6 protein-coding genes are annotated in these 6292 nt (G+C 60.6%); 3 read left to right on the top strand and 3 right to left on the bottom strand.

The genetic code is table 11. From position 1 onward, the window contains the following. The first annotated feature begins 64 nt into the window (after nt 1-64). Entirely contained in the window at nt 65-820 is a 756-nt protein-coding gene (locus ABZ260_RS44510) for a DUF6339 family protein (protein ID WP_355630152.1), read from the top strand. 59 nt (nt 821-879) lie between these two features. Here ABZ260_RS44510 and ABZ260_RS44505 read toward each other — a convergent pair whose 3' ends face one another. Beyond that, entirely contained in the window at nt 880-1263 is a 384-nt protein-coding gene (locus ABZ260_RS44505; protein ID WP_355630149.1) for a very short patch repair endonuclease, read from the bottom strand. Between the two features lie 808 nt (nt 1264-2071). On the opposite strand from ABZ260_RS44505, the gene ABZ260_RS44500 reads away from it, so the two are divergent. Beyond that, complete coding sequence (locus ABZ260_RS44500; protein ID WP_355630146.1) at nt 2072-2698, top strand: hypothetical protein; 627 nt, start codon at nt 2072-2074, stop codon at nt 2696-2698. 53 nt (nt 2699-2751) lie between these two features. On the opposite strand, the gene dcm is transcribed toward ABZ260_RS44500, so the two are convergent. Beyond that, nucleotides 2752-4011, bottom strand: a complete 1260-nt coding sequence (gene dcm / locus ABZ260_RS44495; protein WP_355630143.1) for a DNA (cytosine-5-)-methyltransferase — start codon at nt 4009-4011, stop codon at nt 2752-2754. 257 nt (nt 4012-4268) lie between these two features. Here dcm and ABZ260_RS44490 point away from each other — a divergent pair, with 257 nt between their 5' ends. Next, the gene (locus ABZ260_RS44490) at nt 4269-5369 is read left to right on the top strand and encodes a DNA cytosine methyltransferase (protein ID WP_355630140.1); all 1101 of its coding nucleotides are present in this window, start codon (nt 4269-4271) and stop codon (nt 5367-5369) included. 490 nt (nt 5370-5859) lie between these two features. On the opposite strand, the gene ABZ260_RS44485 is transcribed toward ABZ260_RS44490, so the two are convergent. Next, on the bottom strand, nt 5860-6292 hold a 433-nt coding region (locus ABZ260_RS44485; protein WP_355630138.1), incomplete at its 5' end, for a prolyl oligopeptidase family serine peptidase.

Genomic DNA, 6292 nt, shown 5'->3' with positions numbered 1-6292 from the left:
TCGCGGAGTTCAGGACTCAGATCTCCGGCGCAGTGAGGAACCTCGGCAGGGGGCGGATTTTCCAGTGAGTGAATTGTGGCCCCATCTCCCCTCCGTGGTGGGCACAACCCTGTACGCCGAGGTCACCGCCGGACGACCTCCTGCTCCACGGGAGAGTCACCCGGAACAGACCTGGTCACCCGTCGGCGGTCGTGTCGCGCCGAAACGCGTACGAGAGTTGATTGAAACGGTCTCGACGACGGCCAAGGAGTACGGTTACCCACAGCCGGCCAGCAACGACGCGCGGATCTCCTTCGACCGGGAGGCAGCGAAAGTAATCCGCGGCCAATTGGACCTGTCGTGGGCGGAAGCCGGCAACCGGGACCTCTGGTCTTTTCTCTCTCTCGTGGTCCTTCCTCATGTGACCATGTGGCGCTTCGGACCGGGTAACAAAGAACGATGGATCGCCACCGACCTCACCCGGCACACCTGGGCACGGTTGTGGTGGCAGGCTGTGGTCTTCGCCGGCCACGAGCACGTCCTGGCCGCACTCAGTGAGAGTGACCTCAACCAGCTCCTGGAACGCCGCAGTATCGGAGGTGATCCTCGATTGGTACGGGAGATGGCCCAGGCGGTCATCGACCTCGCCGCCAACTCCCCTCGTAGACCGGTGATTCGTGATGTCACGGCACGACTACGCAGGTACCTGGCGTTCCTGGATGTACGGGCCCTCACTGACCAGCAGATCCAAGACCTTTGCCGTACATTGACGAACGAGACCGTCACGCGCCTGGCGACGGTTCGATCCAGGTCGTCCACAGACTCCAACCCTGACGTATAGGGGCAGGTGGATCACAGCCCAGGGCGATCGCAGCGGTCGTACATCAAGGGTGGGCCAAGTCAGCGCTCAGCCCACGACCTCATGACCTCCTCGACGATGCGATCGACCGCCTCGGATGGATCCTCGTGCTCCCAGATACGGAGGACCCGCCATCCAGCCTGACGCAGATGCTCGTTCGTCGTGATGTCTCGCGCCGTGTTCTTCGCCAGCTTCTCCGACCACCACTTGTCGTTGGCGGCCGGGCGTGTGGCGTGCTCGGGGCATGAGTGCCAAAAGCATCCATCCACGAACACTGCGACCTTCGCGCGGGTGAAAGCGATGTCAACCGAACGACGCTTCATTCCGGGTATCGGCCACGCCACCCGGTATCGCAGACCGCGGGCGTGCAGAAGTTTCCGCAGGGTCATCTCCGGCGCGGTGTCCCTGCGGCGCTGCTTGCTCATCCGCGCCGACACACCGACCGAACTAGGAGAAGGCATCAAGGCCACAGGAAAACGTTATATCCCATCAGCAACTCTGACACCCGAACCACAACAAGCTACTTCGCGCGACCTTCCATGGAGTCACGCCGCCTAGGACGTCACCTTCGGCAACAGATATGATACTTTCTGTGCCCGCCGATACACTGATCGATCACCGATCAGCCATGGTCGCCAGGACTATCGACCACAGAAACTGTAGCGGTGTCTGCCTACGTGACACACCTCCTGGATCAGGTTCTCCCTAGCAAGATCGTTGTCTTGTTCGCCGGTCCCGGTGGGTTCGACATGACGACCGAGAAGCTCGGTATTCCCACGGTGGGTGCGGAACGGGATGCCTCAGCTTGCCGGACCCGCCGGGCTGCGGGGCTTACCGCGTCGAAGGCGACGTACATCTCAACGGACCTTCGCGCTCTTCAAGGCAGAGGTACCCGCGGGAGGACGACTGCGCCAGACCTTCACCGTCGCCCAGCGGAGGGCCAGCCGTAAGGCACTCGATGAGGTACTGCACTTCGTCAAGCGCATGGTCGCCGGGGAGAAGCAGGAGGACACCAAACAGGATCTCTGCAGACTAGAGGACGAGTGAACCGGGTTGATCCTGAAACCTCTGCGCTAAGCGCTCGCAGCGATCGACACGCCGCCCTCTCATGCCCGAGCACGGACATCGCTTGCCAGACAGAGTCCAAGCTTCCCCAACACCTGGCCCAGAGCTGGCGCTCTGCCGGGTTCCTTCTGCGGAACAGAAGCCGAGTCAATCTGACAGAGTAGTGGCGTGATACCTGAATTCAACGTCGAATGCTATGTCGACTACAACCCAGAGTATCTGGGAAAGACCTCTGCAGAAGATGTCGCCAGCTACCCCGGGCCTGGCTGGAACCGCGACTACGCCCCTCTTTACGATGTGACTTGGGACGAAGCTGAAGGCGCTCTTGAGATCGAACGTGATGCACTTGATCGAGCTTACCAAGCCCATGACGCTGAAGGATTCGAGGAGACACTTGAAACGGTCGTAAACGACGCCTACGAGAACGAAGACGACAGTTTCGCCTGGCACATCGGAGGAATAGACCTTGGCGTAGCCGCCTTGGTGATGGCGATCGTCGCAGCTGGCGGTACGACTTATACTGCGTGTCGAGGACGGGCGCCTGGCTCCCTGCACCTACAACAGCATCCCCATGTCGGGGTAATTCTCGATGCGGATCGCGCAGCGCTGATTTCACAATTCGTCCTCGAAACAGGGTGTTGTCTCTACTCCGAGGAAGAGGGGCATCTTGCGATAGGGGCGCCGTCTGTTGAGCATTGTCACCGCCTTGCCCACTTGATCATTCGAAGCCGCAATATGTTCGATCGCCTTCCCTCTCCGGCATGGCGTGCAGGGCTAGAAAATCTTGTTGAATGAGCGTAGGTCGGCCCGGCTCGCAGACATCGGCACATCGCCGTCCGCTAGATCAATCAGCTGATTCTTCTTATCTCCTTCTTGAACTGTTCGTTCCGGACATGACCAGCTTCCCCTCGGAAAGCCCTGATAGATCCGATCTTATAAGCAATCGGTTCTCCGTCTCGCACTTCGAGTTCGAAGTCCTTCCCGAGCGAATCGATATGGCGTTCCAGTTCGTCGGTCTTCAGCGGTGACTTGATTGCCCTGACGATCTGATCGAGGGTCATGAAATCCCCTCCTTTTCGGAGAGCGCGGTAGATGGGGTCATGTTCCGATTGTGGGCCACATTCACGAGGCATGGTCGCGTGGTTCAGAGCGGCTGCAACGGCCACGCCCAGAGCTTTTGCCACTGGAGGCGGGAAAGCATTGCCGATTTGGCGGTAGCGGGCGGTCTTCTTGCCGCTGAAATGCCAACGAAACTCCTCCTCGTCCCATCCTTGCAAACGAGCTACCATCTCGCACGTCAGCTTGGGCCCGATTTCGAAAATCTCACCCCTGATGGGAGCCGCATCGGCCAAGGCCCACCCGTTCACACCCATCTCTGCCCACTTGGCTTTGGCTCGTGTCGGCCCCAGGTCGGCACCACCGTGCTTCTTCGAACCCCCAACGAGGGTCGGCGCGATGTCATTGGCCCTGCTCGCCCACGCCTCAGCCTCTTCCCAGCCGTTAGCGGACATCAAAGGAAGCAGGACTTGCCCGACGGTGTGAGGGGAAGCAACAGGTGCAGGCCAATGGAAGTACGTGAGGTCTTCTGGCTGCATCGCGACGAGTATGAACCTGGGCCGGAGCTGCGGCACGCCATAGTCTCTGGCGTTCACGACTCGCCACTCTGCTCCGTATCCGAACTCACTCAAGCGGTCAAGGACATGCTGCCGGTACCCCGCGAATCTGGGCTGACTCAGACCACGGACGTTCTCCAGCAGGAGGGCGCGAGGTCGGATGACCCCAACCTGCTCGACCGCCCAAGCGAAGAGATCACGCTCGTCGGTGGCCCCGCGCTGCTGTCCAGCGACACTAAAGGGTGGACACGGCACCCCGCCAGCCAGGAGGTCAACGCTCCCCGCATAGTCGTTGGGATTCCATACGCCTTCATCTGCCACGTCCCCCGCCACCACCTTCCAGTCAGGGCGGTTCAATCGGAGCGTCGCAACGGCGTTGTCGTCAAGTTCTATCAGCAGGCCGTGCTCGAAGCCCGCGCGTTCCAACCCAAGCGCCTGCCCACCAGCGCCAGCGCAGATCTCCACGGCTCTGAAGATTCTTTGGGTGTCGCCCACATGCCCTCCTCTGTCGCGAGAGCACGAGAGTACCGACCCAATCCGACAAAATCGGGACATTGGGATCTTGTCGGCGTCGAGCTGCTTGAGCAAGATCTCCTGTTACGCCGCTGCTCAGCCCCTGGCCTGCGTACAGCATCGCTCGCCCAGGAGACTGTCATGATCAGAGAGTAAGCTTGCCGCCATCACGGGTGACTCACAGGCGGATGGACGTCTCAGCCGTCCCCTGGTATCCACCTCAACCGACAGGAGAGTACGTGCGCCGCCCCCCTAAGATCGTTGATCTGTTCGCCGGTCCTGGAGGGTTGGACGTAGCAGCACGATGGCTCGATGTGCCGACGGTCGGCATCGAGCTGGACACAAGTGCGTGCAAGACGCGTGACGCGGAGAAGCTCGAGACGCGACACGACGACGTGCGCAATTTTAAGCCCTCAGACTTTAGCGATGCCACTGTATTGGCGGGCGGTCCCCCCTGTCAGACGTACACCGTTGCAGGCTCGGGCGCCGGTCGTCGCGCATTGGACGATGTTCTGGACTTCGCGGAACGTATGGCGCTCCGCTTGGATGTAGGGACCGATCTGGAGAAGCTAGCAGCCGATCATAACGGCGACGACCGCACGGGCTTGGTCTTGGAGCCGCTGAAGTGGGCGCTTCAGGCGATAGACGACGGCAACCCCTACGATGCGATCGTCTTGGAGCAGGTACCTGCTGTCCTCCCTGTATGGCAAGCCATGAAGACGATTCTGGAGAAGGAAGGTTACAACGCCGCGTGTGACGTACTGCGCGCAGAGGAATTCGGAGTCCCGCAGACGCGTCGTCGAGCAGTACTCATCGCCCGCCTGGAAGGTGAAGCGTTGCTCCCTGAACCGACGCATCGCCCGTATCGCAAGAATGTGTCGAGAGAAGAGGGGCCCGAGGGATTGTCCCCCTGGGTAGCGATGAAGGACGTGCTCGCCCGCCCAGAGCCATTCGTCGTCGTCTCCAATTACGGCACCGGCGGAGACCCAAAGAACCGCGGTCAGCGCACTTCGGCCGAACCAGCTTTCACGGTGACAGGAAAAATCTCCCGCAATCGAGTGGAGACGCCGGATGGCCGCCCTGCTGACCCTCCTCGCTTTACCCCTGAGGAATCTGGGCAGCTGCAAACTTTCCCCGCTGACTATCGGTGGCGCGGCCGGGATGTCGCACAACAAATCGGCAACGCCATCCCGCCCCGTCTCGCCGCCTACATTCTTGTCGCTGCGCTCGGCCTCGACAAGAAGTTGCTCCACAAGATATTTTCTGACCCGAAAATTCCTGCAGGAGGATCACTGTTGACGCCCTTGGAAGTGGCGTCGTCACCGACGGCGATACGCTGAAGATCGCGGGCGGGTACGCCGACTGGAGTCAATCGACTCCTCCCGGTCTCAATATTCCCAATGCATGCATGCTTGACGGTATCGAGTACTCCATATTCGCGGTAAATCCGTTGGAGTCAATCATCCGTCAATAATTTTCCCCATACTGAGTCGATCATAAGTTATGTAAATTTCAAGAAGACCGGAAGACGAGTCGTCCCCCTGCTGAAGCGGCATACGGACCAGGGGAATTTCCGGAAAATCTCAATACTTATGATCGCCTCAGTACCTCGCCGTCGACCTGCCACATAGCGCTCATCCACGACGACTGTTAAAAGGGGACGGCACCGACGCGGTCGACCAGGAGGCACTCGATGCCTTGCTGCCGCTCATGATCCTGCGCAGGTTGATCGACACCCAGGCGGAGGGAAGCGTCGAGGACTCCCGATGGCTAGCGGCCTGGCTGTCCGCAAACGCCCCCGATCTACTGCCTCTGGCTTCGGCGCTGTGATCAGATTCCTGGTAGAAGCACGTGTTCCAATTCCACGCGGAGAACATGGCGGACATCAGCAGGTCTTCGCAGCGTGTGACCCGCTCCGGGGATGACGACCAGACGAGCATTGAGGCTCCTGGCCTGCTCCAGCGGAGTTACCCGATCCTCGTCTCCGTGGATCAGAAGCAGCGGACGCCGAATCGCGGCTTCTGATCCACCGGAGAGTTCACCGCGGAGAAGCTCCGCGTGACGGGCCTGGAACTTCGGTGCGGCACCGCTCCAACTCTCCGGGTCAACCACGGCTGACCTGGCGATCCCGACCGCGAACACATCGGTGATCGCCAAGGCCCGTAAAACGGTGTACCCGCCGGCGCTGGCCCCCCAGATCGCCACCCGCCCAGGATCCGCCCGACCGGCGGACACCAGGTGACGAGCCGCATCAGCACAATCA

The organism is Streptosporangium sp. NPDC006013, from assembly GCF_040614275.1.
Lineage (GTDB): Bacteria > Actinomycetota > Actinomycetes > Streptosporangiales > Streptosporangiaceae > Streptosporangium.
Note: the sequence above shows the minus strand (reverse complement) of the source record. Positions and strands in the feature narration are given on the sequence as shown.